General features: G+C 74.4%; 18 protein-coding genes. 16 read left to right on the top strand and 2 right to left on the bottom strand.

The window, feature by feature from the left end:
- Positions 1-170 precede the first annotated feature (170 nt).
- The 10 genes from ACLE50_RS16415 to ACLE50_RS16370 all read left to right on the top strand — a co-directional run bounded on the left by ACLE50_RS16415 (position 171) and on the right by ACLE50_RS16370 (position 6,178).
- The gene (locus ACLE50_RS16415) at positions 171-1,058 is read left to right on the top strand and encodes a hypothetical protein (protein WP_410944429.1); all 888 of its coding nucleotides are present in this window, start codon (positions 171-173) and stop codon (positions 1,056-1,058) included.
- Positions 1,051-2,229 (top strand): SRPBCC family protein, encoded by a 1,179-nt coding sequence (locus ACLE50_RS16410; protein ID WP_410944428.1) that lies wholly within the window; start codon positions 1,051-1,053, stop codon positions 2,227-2,229. The genes ACLE50_RS16415 and ACLE50_RS16410 overlap by 8 nt, the downstream gene beginning before the upstream one ends.
- 48 nt (positions 2,230-2,277) lie before the next feature.
- A complete protein-coding gene (gene gvpJ, locus ACLE50_RS16405) occupies positions 2,278-2,661 on the top strand; it encodes a gas vesicle protein GvpJ (RefSeq protein ID WP_410944427.1) in 384 nt (127 codons plus the stop codon).
- Positions 2,658-3,443, top strand: coding sequence for a GvpL/GvpF family gas vesicle protein (locus tag ACLE50_RS16400; protein ID WP_410944426.1), 786 nt, complete (start codon positions 2,658-2,660; stop codon positions 3,441-3,443). The genes gvpJ and ACLE50_RS16400 overlap by 4 nt, the downstream gene beginning before the upstream one ends.
- A 1-nt stretch (position 3,444) precedes the next feature.
- Entirely contained in the window at positions 3,445-3,690 is a 246-nt protein-coding gene (locus tag ACLE50_RS16395) for a gas vesicle protein GvpG (protein WP_410944425.1), read from the top strand.
- Positions 3,691-4,006: 316 nt separating this feature from the next.
- Entirely contained in the window at positions 4,007-4,372 is a 366-nt protein-coding gene (gene gvpO, locus ACLE50_RS16390; protein WP_410944424.1) for a gas vesicle protein GvpO, read from the top strand.
- A 19-nt stretch (positions 4,373-4,391) separates the two neighbouring features.
- Complete coding sequence (locus ACLE50_RS16385; protein WP_410944423.1) at positions 4,392-4,874, top strand: gas vesicle protein; 483 nt, start codon at positions 4,392-4,394, stop codon at positions 4,872-4,874.
- Positions 4,871-5,665 carry a GvpL/GvpF family gas vesicle protein gene (locus ACLE50_RS16380; protein WP_410944422.1) on the top strand — a complete coding sequence of 265 codons (795 nt, stop codon included), beginning with the start codon at positions 4,871-4,873 and terminating at the stop codon, positions 5,663-5,665. The genes ACLE50_RS16385 and ACLE50_RS16380 overlap by 4 nt, the downstream gene beginning before the upstream one ends.
- Complete coding sequence (locus tag ACLE50_RS16375; RefSeq protein WP_410944421.1) at positions 5,662-5,886, top strand: gas vesicle protein; 225 nt, start codon at positions 5,662-5,664, stop codon at positions 5,884-5,886. Before ACLE50_RS16380 ends, ACLE50_RS16375 begins: the two co-directional genes overlap by 4 nt.
- On the top strand, positions 5,879-6,178 hold the full coding sequence (locus ACLE50_RS16370) for a gas vesicle protein K (RefSeq protein WP_410944420.1): 300 nt from the start codon (positions 5,879-5,881) through the stop codon (positions 6,176-6,178). Before ACLE50_RS16375 ends, ACLE50_RS16370 begins: the two co-directional genes overlap by 8 nt.
- A 20-nt stretch (positions 6,179-6,198) precedes the next feature.
- On the opposite strand, the gene ACLE50_RS16365 is transcribed toward ACLE50_RS16370, so the two are convergent.
- The gene (locus ACLE50_RS16365) at positions 6,199-6,426 is read right to left on the bottom strand and encodes a hypothetical protein (RefSeq protein ID WP_410944419.1); all 228 of its coding nucleotides are present in this window, start codon (positions 6,424-6,426) and stop codon (positions 6,199-6,201) included.
- 123 nt (positions 6,427-6,549) lie between these two features.
- Here ACLE50_RS16365 and ACLE50_RS16360 point away from each other — a divergent pair, with 123 nt between their 5' ends.
- The 6 genes from ACLE50_RS16360 to ACLE50_RS16335 all read left to right on the top strand — a co-directional run bounded on the left by ACLE50_RS16360 (position 6,550) and on the right by ACLE50_RS16335 (position 13,398).
- Complete coding sequence (locus ACLE50_RS16360) at positions 6,550-8,559, top strand: gamma-glutamyltransferase family protein (RefSeq protein ID WP_410944418.1); 2,010 nt, start codon at positions 6,550-6,552, stop codon at positions 8,557-8,559.
- A gap of 122 nt (positions 8,560-8,681) precedes the next feature.
- Entirely contained in the window at positions 8,682-9,572 is an 891-nt protein-coding gene (locus ACLE50_RS16355) for an LLM class flavin-dependent oxidoreductase (RefSeq protein ID WP_410944417.1), read from the top strand.
- A 48-nt stretch (positions 9,573-9,620) separates the two neighbouring features.
- A complete protein-coding gene (locus tag ACLE50_RS16350) occupies positions 9,621-10,010 on the top strand; it encodes a DUF2267 domain-containing protein (RefSeq protein WP_410944416.1) in 390 nt (129 codons plus the stop codon).
- Positions 10,011-10,169: 159 nt separating this feature from the next.
- Positions 10,170-11,270: an acyltransferase family protein gene (locus tag ACLE50_RS16345; protein WP_410944415.1), complete on the top strand. Its 1,101-nt coding sequence runs from the start codon at positions 10,170-10,172 to the stop codon at positions 11,268-11,270.
- Between the two features lie 24 nt (positions 11,271-11,294).
- Positions 11,295-12,020 carry a ParB N-terminal domain-containing protein gene (locus tag ACLE50_RS16340; RefSeq protein ID WP_410944414.1) on the top strand — a complete coding sequence of 242 codons (726 nt, stop codon included), beginning with the start codon at positions 11,295-11,297 and terminating at the stop codon, positions 12,018-12,020.
- A gap of 73 nt (positions 12,021-12,093) precedes the next feature.
- On the top strand, positions 12,094-13,398 hold the full coding sequence (locus ACLE50_RS16335) for a hypothetical protein (RefSeq protein WP_410944413.1): 1,305 nt from the start codon (positions 12,094-12,096) through the stop codon (positions 13,396-13,398).
- Between the two features lie 82 nt (positions 13,399-13,480).
- Here the strand turns inward: ACLE50_RS16335 and ACLE50_RS16330 are convergent, their stop codons facing one another.
- On the bottom strand, positions 13,481-14,677 hold the full coding sequence (locus ACLE50_RS16330) for a DoxX family protein (RefSeq protein ID WP_410944412.1): 1,197 nt from the start codon (positions 14,675-14,677) through the stop codon (positions 13,481-13,483).
- Positions 14,678-14,718 lie beyond the last annotated feature (41 nt).

The following is a 14,718-nucleotide window of genomic DNA, read 5'->3' as shown; positions in this document are numbered from 1 at the left end:
GGGCCCTTCGGCCCTCATCGCCATTCGAACCGGCGTTGTACGGTCCGGTCCACTCTGCAGATCAGGGTTGATGACCACAGGCGGAGATCATTTCCGGTGCCGGTTCGCGGATCGCCGCGAATACGCCACCGGAAGGTGCCCGCTCGGTGCGGAGCAGAAGGGTGGGCGGCATGGGATCGACCGCGAAGGTCGGGTTGGCGGTACTGGGGGGATACGTCCTCGGCCGAACCAAGAAGATGAAGCTGGCGATCATGCTCGGCGGTGCGCTGGCCGGGCGGAAGCTGGACCTCTCACCGACCGAGCTGCTGGGCAAGGGGGCGTCGCTGGCCGCGTCGTCGCCGGAGGTGGCGCGGTTGCGCGACGCCGTCAGCGGCCGGTTGCTGGAGGCAGGCAAGGAGGCCGCACTGGCCGCGGCGTCGAGCCGGATGGAAGCGCTGACCGACTCGCTGGTGAACCGGGTGGAGAACCTCGGCAAACCCGTCGAGGACGTCGCAGGCACCGCCGGGGACGCGGCCGGGGCGACCGTGGAGAAGACCGGGGACGCCGCGGGCGCGGCGACCGAGTCGGTCACCAAGGCGGTCGGAGCGGGGCCCTCGTCGGACAAGGGCTCGGCGGACGAGGGCTCGGCGGACGAGGGCTCGGCGGACGAGGGCTCAGCCGACGAGCCGGAGCCCGACGCCGACTCCGAGCCAGGCTCCGGGGCCGGGTCCGACGCCGACTCCGGGCCCGACGAGCAGGAACGGCAGGAGAAGAAGCGTCCACAGCGGCGCTCCCCCACCGGCTCGCGGTCCCGCGGCAGCTCGGGGACCGGCACCTCGGGGACGTCGTCGTCGCAGTCGTCGCGCAACGGCACCACACGGTCGTCGTCCTCGTCCTCGTCGTCGCGGGGCAGCGGCTCCAACGGAGCCACGAAGCGGACCGCCACCACGAAGAAGCGCACCACCTCGACCCGGAGCACATCGGGCGGCGCCGGGCGGTCGGCGTCGTCGAAGTCGGCGTCGTCGCGGTCCACGTCGACCCGCTCGTCGAAGACCTCGGGAGGCCGCGGCAATGGCTGACGACTCGGACGCCCCCACCTCACTGAAGGACCTGCCGACCGACCGGCTCAAGGGAGCCGCGTCGACCCTGCTCAGCACCGCGGTCGGGAAGCTGACCGACGCGGCCGTCGACAAGGTCGACGGGCTGTCGGACCGGCTGACCGAGGTCGCCGACAACGGCGGCGTCGGACTCAAGTCCGCGCTCGGCGGCGGCAAGGCCGCCATGGAGGGCGGCAGCCCGCTCGGCGGCGCCCTCAAGGGCGGCCTGTCCGCGATCAAGGACAAGGTCACCGACGCGGTCGGGCTCGGCTCCGGGGGCTCCGGCTCTGGGGAGAGCGGCAAGTTCAAGTTCATGAACATCGTCGAGGAGCTCGACGTCGGCGTCCCGATCCGGGTCGCCTACGACCAGTGGACGCTGTTCGCCGACTTCCCGAGCTTCATGAAGAAGGTCCACAGCGTGGAGCAGGAGTCCGACGAGAAGACCACGTGGAAGGCGCAGGTCTTCTGGTCGAAGCGGACCTGGACGGCGACGATCATCGAGCAGGTCCCGGACTCGCACATCATCTGGCGGTCGCAGGGTGCGAAGGGCTACGTCAACGGGATCGTCTCCTTCCACGACCTCGCACCGAACCTGACCAAGGTGCTGCTGGTCCTGGAGTACTACCCGGTCGGGCTGTTCGAGAAGACCGGCAACATCTGGCGGGCCGTCGGTCGTCGCGCCCGGCTGGAGTTCAAGCACTACCGCCGGCACGTGATGGTGCAGACGCTGGTCAACCAGGAGGACCTGGAGGGCTGGCGCGGCGAGATCCGCGACAGCGAGGTCGTGAAGACCCACGAGGAGGCCGTCGAGGAGGAGCAGGCGGAGTCCGATGAGGACGGCTACGACGACGCCTACGACGACCTCGACGACGAGTACGAGGACGGCTACGACGACGGCGAGCTCGACGAGGACGACGAGCTCGACGACGAGGCGGACGAGGGTCTCGACGAGGACCTGGACGGGGAGTCCGTCGACGAGTTCGACGAGTCCGATGAGGACTACGCGGACGACGGGGACGACGAGCCGGAGGACCTCGACGACGAGTACGAGGACGATGAAGACAGCCCGGCCGACGAGGACGAGTCCGATGAGGACGAGCCGCCTGCCCGGAACTCGTCCCGTCCGCGGCGCCGGCTGCCCGCGGACGCCTGAGCACCACCGACACCGACCACCCATGCGAGCACGAAGGAGTGATGCCGGGTGACCGTCAGCAGACAAGGTGGTGGTGGCCGCGTCGAGCGGGCCCCGCAGGGCGATCTCGCCCAGGTCATCGACCTGATCCTGGAGAAGGGGCTGGTCATCGACATCTTCGTCAAGGTCTCCCTGGTGGGGATCGAGCTGGTGACGATCGACGCACGGATCGTCGTCGCCAGCGTCGACACCTACCTGCGATTCGCCGAGGCGACCAACCGGCTGGACCTGCACCAGAAGGGCGGCAAGGACCTGGGCCAGGTCGTCGGCGGGCTCACCGAGAACGCCTACGAGGGCGGCGCCAAGGGCACCACCCGTGGCGTGCTGGAGGCAGGCAAGGAGAAGTTCGACGAGTTCACCGGCAAGCAGGAGAAGCAGGAGCGTCGCCGATGAGCACGACCGAACAGGACACCCGGACCGGCACCTACGTCTACGGCGTCGTCGCCGCCGGGGCGGACATCCCGGCGGACCTGACGCCGGTCGGGACCGCGCAGGGCGACGGCACCGCGATCGCACTGCTCGACCACGGAGACCTGGCCGCCGTCGTCAGCGACATCGAGGTCGACCGGCCGCTGGGCCGGCGCGACGACCTGCTCGCCCACGAGCGCGTCGTCAACGCGGTGGCCGAGCGGACCACGGTGCTGCCGATGCGGTTCGGCGGGGTCGTCGAGGACGACCAGGCCGTCGTCGACGAGCTGCTGGAGGGCCACCACGACTTCTTCGTCGACGCGCTGCGGGCGCTGGACGGGGCGGTGCAGTTCGTCGTCGACGGTCGCTACGACCAGGACGAGCTGATCAGCGGCATCGTCCGGGCCGACCCGGAGCTGGCCGAGCTGTCGGAGTCGATCCGCGGGAAGGACCCGGACGCGACCTACTACGAGCGCATCAGGATCGGGGAGCGGATCTCGTCGGCGCTGGAGGAACAGCGCACCGCGGACGCCGGGTTCGCCGACGAGCGGCTGTCCCCGCTGGCCCGGGCGGTCGTGGTGAAGGAGGCCGGTGGCGAGGACGGCGCGGTGAACCTGGCGTTCCTCGTCGCCCGCGATGCGCTCGCCGAGTTCGAGGACGCCGTCGACGCGCTCGGCGGGGAGTGGGGCGACCGCGTCTCGCTGCGGCTGGTCGGGCCGGTCGCGCCGTTCGACTTCCTCCCCGAGCCCGACGACGGGCAGGGCTGACGTGGGCATCATCCGCGCGGTCGCGGGCCTGCCGCTGGCTCCGCTGCGCGGGGTGTACTGGGTGGCCGAGCAGATCGAGACGCAGGTCGACCGGGAGATGAACGACCCGGGAGTGCTGCGCCGCAAGATCGACGAGGCGGAGCGGGCGTACGAACGCGGCGAGATCGGTGAGGACGAGCGGGACGCGATCCAGGAGGACGCGCTCGCCCGGCTGACCGGTCGTACGCCGGGGGTAGGGCATGGCTGAGGAGCAGGAGAGGCCACGCAGGCGGCCGGGGCCAGGGTCGGGGTCGTCCGGCTCACGGCGGCGGTCACCGGACGGCGGGGACCCACCCCGGCGCAGGCGGCGGTCCGGCGACGACCGGCCGCGACGTCGTCCGGCAGGCGACGAGGCGGGCGCGTCGTCCGCCGAGTCCGAACGGCGCCGCACGCGGCGGGCAGCGGGTGACGAGCGTGCGCGCCGGACGAGCGCCGACGAGGAACGTCCGCGGCGCAGGCGTACCGACGACGAGAAGCGTCCGCGGCGCCGGCGCGGGGAGGACGAGCAGCCGGCCGACGAGGTCGTGGAGACCGACGAGGTCGTGGACGGCGCCGAGATCGAGGACGGCGACGAGATCGAGGACGGGGCCGACGTCGAACCGGAACCCGACCCGGAGCCGGAACCGCCTCGCCGCCGGCGGGGTGCCCGCGCGGTCGCGCAGGCGGCCGTCGAGCAGGTCGTGGAGATGACCGGACGCCGCCCGGAGGGCGTGACGTCGGTGTCGCGCAACGGCGAGAACTGGCTGGTGGAGGTCGAGGTCGTCGAGGCGCACCGGATCCCGGACTCCGCGGACGTCCTCGCCGTCTACGAGGCAGAGCTCGACGACGACGCCGAGCTGATGTCGTACCGGCGGACCCGCCGCTACACCCGCGGCGGCGGCGAGGACTGACGATGCACAGGGGGCACACATGAGCGACCCGGTGCGGTGGACGTCCGGACAGCCACGCAGGCAGGAGTCCCGCGGGGACGGCGCGAACCTCGCCGACATCCTCGAACGAGTCCTCGACAAGGGGATCGTGATCGCGGGCGACATCCAGGTGAACCTGCTCGACATCGAGCTGCTGACGATCAAGGTGCGGCTCGTCGTCGCGTCGGTGGACCGAGCGAAGGAGATGGGCATCGACTGGTGGGAGCGCGATCCCACCCTGTCGGCCGGGCGGTCGGACCTGGAGGACGAGAACGCCCGGCTCCGGGAGCGCGTCGAGGCCCTGGAGCGCGCGGCGCTGCCGGCCGACGACGGGTACGACGAGGACGAGGAGTACGACGAGGACCTCGACGACCCGGAGCCCGGCCCCGGGGACGACATCAACGACGAACCCGACGACGAACCCGAGCCGGAGCCGGTCCGCCGGTCCCGGCCACCGCAGCGCAGGAAGGCGGGCCGCCGATGACCACCCGTCTCTACGTCTACGCCGTCTGCCCCGGCACCCCCGAGAGCACCGAGGCCGTCGACGCCGTCCTCGCCGGGGTCACCGGTGTCGCAGGCGGCCCGGTGACCACGATCGGGGTGGAGGGGCTACTCGCCGTCGTCGGGGAGGTCCCGGCCGAGGAGTTCTCCGAGGACCGCCTCGAGCAGCGCATGCAGGACCTGCCGTGGCTGGCGACGACTGCGCGGGCCCACCACGCCGTCGTCGACGAGCTGGGGCGGCGGACCGCGGTCGCGCCGCTGTCGCTGGCCACGGTGTTCCTCGACGGTGACCGGGTGCGCGCGGCCCTCGCCGAGCGCCGCGACCGGCTGACCGCGGTGCTGGACCGGGTGCGGGGCCGTGCAGAGTGGGGGGTCAAGGCGTTCCGGCCGGCCGGGCCGCCACCGGGCGCGCGGGCGGCGCGGGACCGGCCGTCGTCGGGGGCGGAGTACCTGCGCCGCCGCCGGGCCGAGGTCGACGCGACCCGCAACCGCGACGACGACGCCGAGCGTTCCGCCACCGCCCTGTTCGACGCCGTCGCCGCCGTCTCGGCCGGGGCACGGCGGCACCCGCTGCACGACGCGTCGCTCACCGGGCGCGAGGAGCCGATGGTCCTCAACGCCGCCTACCTCGTGCCCGAAGACGACGCCGGCACCTGGTGCGACGCCGTCGAGCAGGCGGCCCCGGACACGCTGCTCGTGGAGATCACCGGGCCGTGGGTGCCGTATTCGTTCACCGAGGCGCCCGACCCGGTCGACGGGATGGCCGGGCCGTGAGCGGGGTGGCCGCACACCGCGAGGTGGCGCTGGTCGACCTGCTGGACCGGCTGCTGGCGGGCGGGGTGGTCCTGACCGGTGACGTCACGATCTCCCTCGCCGGGGTGGACCTGGTGCGGGTGTCGCTGCGCGCGCTGATCACCTCGATCTCACCCGCGATCGAGCCCACGCAGGAGGCGCCGACCGGTCGACTCCCGTCCGGGGGACCCGGCGATGGGTGACCCGGCGGAGGTGCCGGGCGGACGCGTGGAGATCGACCGCGACTCCGTCGAGCGGGACCTGATGAAGCTGGTGCTGACGATCGTCGAGCTGCTGCGCCAGCTGATGGAGAAGCAGGTGCTGCGCCGGGTCGACGCCGGGGACCTGTCCGACGACCAGATCGAGGACCTCGGCACGGCACTGATGCACCTGGAGTCGGCGATGGACGAGCTGACCGAGCGGTTCGGGCTGACCGCCTCCGACCTGAACATCGAGCTCGGGCCGCTCGGCCCGCTGCTGCCGCGCGACCGCTGAGCGCGGTGGGTCGGGGTCCGTCAGATCGGCTCGGGCAGCCCGTCGACGGTGTCGGTGTGGTCGACCTCGGCGCAGTCGATGTCGGCCCGGTCGACATGTGCGGTACCGGCCTCGCCGGCGCGCTCCTCGGCCTCACGGCGCTCGGCGAACTCCTCGTACAGCGAGCAGCCGCAGTCGCAGCGCACGACCCACCTGTCGGCCACCTCCGCCATCGGCATCACCTGCGGGTCGTGCTGCTGCGTGCTCATGTGTGCACCTGTCCGTGAGGCGAACGCCGGGCGAACGCGAGGGGATGTCCCGTGATCATGCTCCGGGCGGGCGCCGGGCGCCATCCGGCGCGCGGCATCGCCGCGGCGGGATACCTTCCCCGGGTGCGACGAACGCGGATCGCGGCCTGCCTGCTCGTGGCCGGCCTGGGCCTGACCGGTTGTGCCGACGTGCCCGCGTCCGGGCCCGGGCTCCCGGCGCCACCCGGTGCCGCCGCCGCGGCCCCGCCCGCACCGGCTCCGGGACAGGAGGCGCCGGAGCCCGGCGGCCCGCCGCCGCCCGGCTCACCGCCGTGCACCTCCCCGACCGGCGCGAACGCCGCACCCGGCTCGGCAGGGGCGGCCCAGCAGCCGGGCGTGCCCGGGGCGCCGGAGATCGCCACCGGCTACCGGTCCGGGATGACCGACGTCCGCACCCGCAGCTTCGCCGTCTCCACCGCGAACCCGCTGTCCACCCGCGCCGCCTGCGAGGTGCTGGCGAAGGGCGGCACCGCGGCCGACGCCGCCGTCGTCGCGCAGACCGTGCTGGGGCTCGTCGAGCCGCAGTCGTCGGGCCTGGGTGGTGGCGGGTACCTGCTGCACTGGGACGCCCGCGCCCGCCGCCTGCAGACCTACGACGGCCGCGAGACCGCCCCGGCCGCGGCCGACGGCGACTACCTCACCCGCACCTCGCCCACCGATCCCGCACCGCCGCGTCCGGACGCCCGGGCCAGCGGCCGTTCGATCGGCGTCCCCGGCGCGATGCGGATGCTGGAGAAGGTCCACGACGAGCACGGGCGCACCCCGTGGGCGGAGCTGATGCGTCCGGCGTCGACGCTGGCGCGCAACGGGTTCCCGATCAGCCCGCGGATGGCCGACTCGATCGCCTCCTCCCGCGACGGGCTGGCCGCGGACCCGCCGTCGAAGGCGTACTTCCTCGGGCCTGACGGCGCGCCGAAACCCGCCGGGACGCCGCTGCGCAACCCGGCGCTGGCCGACACCCTCGACGCCGTCGGCCGCCGTGGCGCCGATGCGCTGCACACCGGCCCGATCGCCGACGCGATCGTCGCCGCCGCCCGCGACACCACCGGCGGCCGGACCCCGAGCCTGCTCACCGCCGACGACCTCGCCCGCTATCGCCCCGTCGAACGGGACGCGGTGTGTGTGCCGCACGGGCCGCACCAGGTGTGCGGGGCGCCGCCGTCGAGCTCCGGCGGTACCACCGTGGCCGCCGCGCTGCGGATCCTGGAGACGCTGCGTATCGAGCAGGAGAAGCCCGCCCCGGCCGGCCCGGACGGCGCGACGCCGACGCCGCGCGCCGCCCACCTGATCGCCGAGGCCGAGCGCCTCGCCTACGCCGACCGCGACCGCTACGTCGCCGACCCCGCGTTCGTGCCACTGCCCGGGCAGGGCGCGGACACCCTGCTCGACCGCGACTACCTGCGCGGACGCGCGGCACTCGTGCGCCCGCAGGGCAGCCTCGGCACCGCGCCGGCGGGGAACCTCGGCCCCGTCCCGCGCGGCGACGCCCCCGACGGCCCGGAGAACGGCACCAGCCAGATCTCGATCGTCGACCGCTACGGCGACGCCGTGTCGTTCACGACGTCGGTGGAGTCCGGGTTCGGCTCGTTCCACATGGTCGGCGGGTTCCTGCTCAACAACCAGCTCACCGACTTCTCCCCCGTCCCGCGCGACGCCGACGGCACGCCGGTGGCGAACCGGGTCCAGCCGGGCAAGCGGCCCCGCAGCTCGATGGCGCCGACGCTGGTGTTCGGCCTCGGCCCGGACGGGCGGCGCGGCGACCTGCAGTACGTGACCGGCTCCCCCGGCGGCGGGCAGATCCCGCAGTTCGTGGTGAAGACACTGGTCCAGGCCCTGGACTGGGGTGCGACGCCGCAGCAGGCCGTGTCGGCGATCGACCTCGGCGCGCAGAACAAGCCGGAGACCGGGGTGGGCGGCGAGCACCCCGACGTGCACGACGGCGACCCGCTGGTCACCGGCCTGCGCGGTCTCGGACAGCAGGTGTCGGTGGCCCCGCAGTCGTCGGGGCTGAGCATGCTGGGCCGCACCCCCGGTGGCTGGGCGGGCGGCGCCGACCCGCGCCGCGAGGGCGTCGTACTGGGCGACACCGGCTGAGTTCGGCGCCGGCCGAGTTCGACACCGGCCGAGTTCTCCGCGAGCCACGTTCGACGCTGTCGATGTCCGGTTCGCCGGGGGCGATCACCGGCGGCCAAACGTGATCTTCTACGCTCCCCCGGGTGCGGCTCGGCTACCTCACCCATGTGACCGGCGACGACACGGCGCGCGCGTACCGGCGGACGGTCGAGCTCGCGGTGCGCGCCGAGGAGCTCGGCTACGACTCGTTCTGGGTCGCCCAGCACCACGACGGCCATCTCGGTGGGCGGCTGCCGTCGCCGCTGGTGCTGCTCGCCGCCGTCGCCGAACGGACCCGGCTGATCCGGCTCGGCACCGCGGTCGCGCTGCCGCTGGAGGACCCGAACCGGCTCTCCGAGGACGCCGCGGTGCTCGACGCCCTGTCCGGCGGCCGCCTCGAGCTCGGCATCGGCGCCGGTGCCGACCCCGGCGCGATCCGGCGCTTCGGCCGCCGGTTCGACGACCGGCACGCCTACACCGTCGCCGCCCTCGACGTGCTGCTGGCGCAGCTGCCCACGGACCTCGCCCGGCAGCGTCTGTGGTGGGCCACCGGCACCGCCCGCACGATCGACGCGGCCGCCGCCCGCGGGCTCGGCGTGCTGTCCGACCGGAACCCGGCCGACGCGCCGGAGCTGGTCGGGGCACTGGAGCGGTACTGGACCTACGCGCGCGGGCTCCCCCGGGTCGCGCTGTCCCGGCCGCTGCCGGTCGGGCGCACCCCCGACGAGCTCGCCGAGGACCTGTGCGCCGACGCCGCGCTGCCGTGGGCGGACGAGGTCGTCGTCCAGACCGGCCCGGCGACGGTGTCGGCGGAGGTGCAGCGGGAGATGCTCGAACGCGCGGCCCGGCGGATCCGGCCGCGGCTCGAACGGCCGGCGCCTGCTGCCGGCACCGCCGGGTTCCGGCCGACCGTCGTCGGTGGCGGGGTCCCGACCCCCGCTCCGTGGCCGGTGCCCCGCCCGGTCCTGCGCACCGCGGGCCGCGGCGCGGGATGATCCGCCGGATGCCGGTGTAGGGGCTCCGCCTGCGGGTAGGGCCCCGTCATGCAGGAAACCGAGATCGTCAACGCCGTCGTCGAGAGCACCGGAACCGACACCGACACCGCCCGCCGGGGCGTGCAGTCCACCCTCGAGGTGCTGGGACAGCGGCTCGCCGGCGGCGAGTCGAAGAACCTGGCCGCGCAGCTGCCCGCGGAGCTGAAGAACTGCCTGCCGGCGGACGCTCCCGGTGAGCGCTTCGACCTCGCCGAGTTCTACCGGCGGGTCGCCAAGCGGGAGGGCGGTGTCACCGAGGCGCAGGCCCGTCAGCACGCGCGGGCCACGATGCACGCGGTGACCGTCGCCGTCACCGACGCGGAGATCGGGCACGTCGCGGGCCAGCTGCCCACCGAGTACGCCGATCTGCTCGGCACGGAGCCGGTGCAGAAGCACTGACGCGTCACCCGCACAGCGGTTGCGTGGACAGCAAAGAACCCGCACTCCATCGCCGGACGTGCGGGCAGGCTAACGGATCTCTCGTCGAGTCCGAGAGTTCCTATTATGAGCCTTCGCGCGTTCTTGTCAAGAGGGGTTGCGGGTCCGACTTTCGGATCCGTGTTCTCCGTTCGGAGTAACGCGTTCGACCTCGTGCGCCTCGTGCTCGCCGCGCTCGTCGCGGTGATGCACGTGGTGTACATCGGATGGGGCGTGGCCGTCGCCTTCCCGACCGGCCTGTCCGTGGCGACGCTGGGCGTCGACGGGTTCTTCGTGCTGAGCGGGTTCCTGGTCGTCCGCAGCTACCTGCAGCTCGACTCGCTGGTGCGCTTCGCCTGGCACCGGTTCCTGCGGATCATGCCCGGATACCTGGTGTGCCTGACCGTCATCGGGCTCGTCGTCGCGCCGCTGGTGGCCTGGCTCGAGGGCCGCGACCCGCTGTCGGTCGTGCTCGGCGCGGAGTCCGGCGCGACCTACATCGGCGCCAACGCCGGGCTGGTGATCTTCCAGTCCGGGATCGGCGGGCTGATGGCGGACCACCCCGGTGGGCCGGCGTTCGACGTCTCCCTGTGGAGCCTGTCGTTCGAGGTCGCCTGCTACGCGATGCTCGCGGCGCTGGGGGTGACGGCGCTCCTGCGCCGCCGTCCCGGCACGGTGCTCGCCCTCGCCGCCGCGATGCTCGTCATGACCGTGCTGCAGGCAGTGCTGCTGGCGACGCTCGGCCTGCGGCCGCCCGCGGTGGTCGGGCTGCTCGTCGAGCTGGTGACCCTGTTCCTGCTCGGCATGGTCGGCTACCTCTACCGGGACCGGATCCCGGCGCACGGCGGCTGGGCGGTGGCCGCGCTGGCCGTGCTCGTGGTCGCGCTGACCACGGTGCCGGACTACCGGGTACTGGGTGCCGTCCCGTTCGCCTACCTGCTGCTCTGGGTCGGGCTGCGCGGACGGGTGCGCGTGCGCACCGACCTGTCCTACGGCGTCTACATCTACCACTGGCCGGTCGGTCAGCTGATGGTCGCGGCGGGTCTGACCGCGGCAGGCGCCGTGCCGTTCCTGCTCGCCGTCGCGGTGCTCGTACTCCTCGTGGCCGCGGCATCCTGGCACCTGGTCGAACGTCCGGCGCTGGGCCGCCGGCACGCGCGGCTGCCCGCCGTCCTCGCGGCCCGCATCCCACGGGCGCTGGTCGGGCCCCCGGCGCGGGAGGAGCGAGAGGCACGGGTCTGAGGCGAACCGTCGTAGGCTGGGGTGATGCGCGGCATCTCCCGCCCCGGCGAACCGGCGATGTCCTACGCCGACGCCGTCGCCGCCCTGGGCCGCGACGGTGACATGGTCGAGTACCCCGACGACGTCCCGGCCGAGCGCATCGTCGGCACGGTCGGGCGCGGCGGGGACTTCGACGCCGAGTTCCGGTTGTGCAACCGTGGGCTGCAGGGCCGGTGGGACGCCGTCGCCGCCGAGATGGACGCCCACGGCTCCCCCGTCCCGCGGGTGCAGCTGATCCGGCTGGGCGAGCTGTACTTCGTCGTCGACGGCCACCACCGGGTCTCGGTGGCCCGCCACCGCGGGCACGCCGTCGTCCCGGCCGTCGTGCGGTGGGTGTGCACGACCGCGTACGCGATGGCGTGCCTGCGGGCCGCGCACCTGCCGAACAAGGCCGCGGAGCGGGAGTTCCTCGCCCGGGTCCCGCTGCCCGGCGACGTCCGCACCCGGCTCTGGCTGGACCGGGCAGCGGACTGGCTGCGCCTGGCCGACGCCGCCGAGGCGTGGGGGTTCCGGGAGGCCCTGCGCGGCAACCCGGTCGAGGACCGCCACACGCTGGCGACGCGCTGGTGGGAGTGCGAGGTCGTCCCCCTGGTGACCCATCTGCGCGGCGCCGGGGTCGGAGTCGGCCTCCGCGACGTGCAGCTCTACGTGGCCGCCACCGTGACCCGGGACCGGCGCGGCGAGAGCACCTGGCCCACGGTCCACCCGTAGCGTCACCCGGAACGCCGCCCGACGGGGCCCGAACGGCCCAGTCACCCGGCCGGTGCCGGGTCGTTGCAGAAGCATGGTCGGTCAGCCGGAGGATCCCCGCGCCGTCGTACTCCCCCTCGGTGGGCGTCCGCACGACTCCCCCGCCGGCCACGACTCCCCCGCCGGCCCGCCCCGGCACGCCCGGCCGCGCCCGCGTCCGTCCCCGGTCGCCGAACGGCACCGGATCGACGACGACGCCGACGACTCGCGTCCCACCGCGGTGATCGGCGGCCGTGTCGCCGAGCTGCAGACCGCGTACGGCAGGCCCGAGGAGCAGGCCGCCGGGCCCGCGCTGCTGCTGTCCGCACGTCCCGGGGTCCCCGACCCGCAGCGCTGCTGGGGCGACGAGCTCCCCGCCGGGAGCGAGCTCGCCCGCCGCCTCGCCCGCCCCGGGGACAGCGGCCCCGAGCCCGGCCTGCTCTTCCGGATCACGCTGCCCGAGGGCTTCGGCGCCGAGCCGCTGCTGCGGCTGTGCGTCCCGTCGACGACCGCGCCTACCCCGGCCGGGCTCAACCCGCCCCCGGCCGCGGTCCTGCCCGTCGGCGCGCCCGGCTCGGGCGCCGCGGCCGGGACCGCGCTCGGCACGCTGGCGCTCACCGTCGGCGCGGAGATCGCGGCGTCGACCACCCAGTCCCGGGTGCTCGACGACCTCACCGCCGCCGTCACCGCGCTGGCGCCCGGCTGCGCGATCGCCCCCGACTCCCGGGTGCGCGCCGCGGAGGAGGCCGTCCGCGAGGCCCAGACCGAGCTGCTCGCGCACGGCACCATCGGCTCCGGCGGCGGGCTGGAGACCGCGGCGGCGAACCTGTCGGTGCTGCGCCACCGCACGAACGCCTGGCTCGCCGGGTGGGAGCGCGTCGCCGCGGCTGCCGACCCCGCCGGGACCCCGGGCAGCGCGCTGCGCGAGCAGCTGGGCGAGGTCGGAAAGCTCGGCTGGGAGGGGTTCCCCGGCGCCGTGCACGGCGCCTACCAGGCGCTGGTCCTCGACGCGCGGCGCCTGCTGCTCGGCGCCGCCGACCACCTGCTGCGGTCCGGGCACCGGCCGCTGCCCGCGCTGCGCCCGCTGGTCGAGGCCGACCTCGCGGGCCGCGCCGCCGACGTCGCCCGGCTGCACCGGCTGCTCGGCACGCTGTCGACGCTGCCGCTGATCGTGCGCAAGCGCAGCGGCGGGATGCTGCCGCACCTGATCGCCGACCAGGCCGCCACGAACGCGCGCACCCAGGCGCTGCTGACCCGCACGGCGCACGCGCTGGCTCCGCCCGGGTGGTCCTCCGGCGGCGTCACCGTGGAGGTGGCGTCGACGCCGTCGGGCGGGCTCCAGGTGCTCCGGCCGAGCTGAGCGCCGGTCCGGCCGGGCCCGGACACACGTCCGCCCCGGAACCCGTCGGGTTCCGGGGCGGACGCGGTGCGGTAGGAACCGCCTACTTGGCGGCCTCCTCGGCGCGCTTGCGCGCGTCCTCGGCGGCACCCTTGGCGTTCTTCGCGGCCTCGGCCCCGACGACCGACGCGCGGTCGGCCAGGTCGGTGCTCAGCTTCGCGGCCTGGGTGGCCAGCGTGGAGAGGCGGTCGGCGTACTCCGGCGCACGCTTCTCGGCACGGCGGGCGGCCTTCTGGGCCTCCTCCTGCCAGCGGGCGCGGCGCTTCTCGGCCTCGCGGACCCACTTCTCACCGGTGCGGTCGGCGGCGACGCGGTACTGCTTGCCCCGCTTCTCGACCTCGGCCTGCAGCTTGGCGCCGCGCTTCTCCGCCTTCGCGGCCCGCTCCTCGGCCTTGCGAGCGGCGCGCTCGGCGGCCTTGGAGATCTCCTCGGACCAGACGTCGGCCTTCTGCTGCGCGACACCGGAGAGCTTCGAGGCACGCTCGGACGCGCGCTCGGCGAGCACCGGGCCCCGCTCCGAGGCGACGGCCTGCAGCTGGCCGGCGCGCTCGGCGGCCAGCCCCTGCAGCTGCGTCGCCCGCTCGGAGGCCTTGCTGGACAGCTCGGCGGCACGCTCGCGGGCGACCGGGCCGTACTCCGCGGCGGCCTCGGAGGCCTTCTCCCGGGCGCTCGACGCCGCGGCGGCGATCGAGGCGCCTGCGCCGGCGAGACCGGCGGCGATCTGGCCCTGCTCGGAGTCGTCGGCGGAGGAGAAGCGCTCCTCCAGACGGTTCTCGAGCCGGGCCTTGGCCGCCCGGGCACGCCACGCGGTGGACGGCTTGCCCGAGGTGTCGGCGGAGGCGATCAGCAGACCGCCCAGCAGGCCGACGTTCTTGAGGAAGTGGATCTGCTGGTTGGAGCGGACCGCCGGGTCCGTCTCCTCCCAGAACCGGTGCCCGGCCAGGGTGGACGGGATGATCGAGGCCGCCAGCGCGGTGGAGGCCAGACGGGGGAACTTGCCGACGGCCAGGAGCGAGCCGGCGACCAGCTTCACGCCGGCGTCGACCTTGATCAGCGTGACGTCGTCGGGGCGGCGGTCGAGCGGAGCCACCTCCACGACCTTGTCCAGCACCGGAGCGGCCTTGTCCAGCACCGGCTCCGCGGCCTTGACAACGCCCTCCGGAGAGCGCAGGTGGTTCACTCCGCTGTAGATGAAGACGGCCGCGAGCATCGGCCGGGCTACTCGTCGCAGGATGGGCATGGGTCACCTTTCCCCGGTCTCCGCCTACGCAAACCCGGGGG

The organism is Pseudonocardia phyllosphaerae (assembly GCF_046546475.1).
In the GTDB taxonomy this organism is placed as follows: domain Bacteria; phylum Actinomycetota; class Actinomycetes; order Mycobacteriales; family Pseudonocardiaceae; genus Pseudonocardia; species Pseudonocardia phyllosphaerae.
The sequence above is the reverse complement of the archived record's forward strand: the minus strand, read 5'-3'. Positions and strand labels throughout refer to the sequence as shown.

Bases quoted from the DNA above. Each gene is read 5' to 3' on its own strand.
- ACLE50_RS16415 (WP_410944429.1), top strand. From the start codon at position 171: ATGGGATCGACCGCGAAGGTCGGGTTGGCGGTACTGGGGGGATACGTC.
- ACLE50_RS16410 (WP_410944428.1), top strand. From the start codon at position 1,051: ATGGCTGACGACTCGGACGCCCCCACCTCACTGAAGGACCTGCCGACC.
- ACLE50_RS16400 (WP_410944426.1), top strand. From the start codon at position 2,658: ATGAGCACGACCGAACAGGACACCCGGACCGGCACCTACGTCTACGGC.
- ACLE50_RS16330 (WP_410944412.1), bottom strand. From the start codon at position 14,677: ATGCCCATCCTGCGACGAGTAGCCCGGCCGATGCTCGCGGCCGTCTTC.
- ACLE50_RS16340 (WP_410944414.1), top strand. From the start codon at position 11,295: ATGCGCGGCATCTCCCGCCCCGGCGAACCGGCGATGTCCTACGCCGAC.
- ACLE50_RS16365 (WP_410944419.1), bottom strand. From the start codon at position 6,426: ATGAGCACGCAGCAGCACGACCCGCAGGTGATGCCGATGGCGGAGGTG.
- ACLE50_RS16370 (WP_410944420.1), top strand. From the start codon at position 5,879: ATGGGTGACCCGGCGGAGGTGCCGGGCGGACGCGTGGAGATCGACCGC.
- ACLE50_RS16380 (WP_410944422.1), top strand. From the start codon at position 4,871: ATGACCACCCGTCTCTACGTCTACGCCGTCTGCCCCGGCACCCCCGAG.
- ACLE50_RS16385 (WP_410944423.1), top strand. From the start codon at position 4,392: ATGAGCGACCCGGTGCGGTGGACGTCCGGACAGCCACGCAGGCAGGAG.
- ACLE50_RS16335 (WP_410944413.1), top strand. From the start codon at position 12,094: ATGGTCGGTCAGCCGGAGGATCCCCGCGCCGTCGTACTCCCCCTCGGT.
- ACLE50_RS16350 (WP_410944416.1), top strand. From the start codon at position 9,621: ATGCAGGAAACCGAGATCGTCAACGCCGTCGTCGAGAGCACCGGAACC.